Annotated in this window: 1 protein-coding gene and 1 pseudogene; one reads left to right on the top strand and one right to left on the bottom strand. The window is 44.6% G+C overall.

All coding sequences use genetic code 11. From position 1 onward, the window contains the following. Positions 1 to 226 (bottom strand): annotated as a pseudogene (locus tag AC3G7N_RS22350) (catalase); the annotation flags it as partial. A gap of 145 nt (positions 227 to 371) precedes the next feature. Here AC3G7N_RS22350 and AC3G7N_RS22345 point away from each other — a divergent pair. Next, the coding region (locus AC3G7N_RS22345; protein ID WP_489424298.1) for an SDR family NAD(P)-dependent oxidoreductase at positions 372 to 542 on the top strand (171 nt) is incomplete at its 3' end.

Here is a 542-nt window from a genome sequence, read left to right as displayed (position 1 = left end):
AGATTTTTTCAATAAAATGATAGTTCTCAAGCGTGGCAGGACCGCGATTTCCCACCGTTCGGATATTTTGATTATACTTCACGGGATGGCCTTGGCGAGTTGTCAGTGTCTTACTATCCTCCCCTTCAGCTGTCCGTTGATCGGCCGGACCCCCTGCACCGTTAACGGAAGTCCCGTTTTCGGATTCTTTTTGCCCTTTAGAATCTCGCTTATGTTTTTCGTTCACTTTGTCCACCTCTTATTCTAAGTATTAGTGTCAGCATTAGTCTTCACTAAATACCCGTTCATATTCGGCCAACCTTTTGTACTTCCTCTCCTCAACCACTATAATTTAACTAAGGAGTTTTTTTACTTTTAAGGAGGGAAATGAAGTGAAATTAACAGATAAGGTAGCCGTCGTAACAGGTGCAGCTTCAGGAATGGGAAAAGCAATTGCCGAATTGTATGCGAAAGAAGGCGCAAAGGTAATTGCCTGTGACCTTAACCGAGAAGGTGCAGAGGCTGTGGCGGAAGGAATCGTCAATGATGGCGGCGTAGCTAAG

The sequence above is a fragment of the Virgibacillus carmonensis genome (genome assembly GCF_057836705.1).
This window is presented reverse-complemented; position numbering and strand designations above follow the sequence as displayed.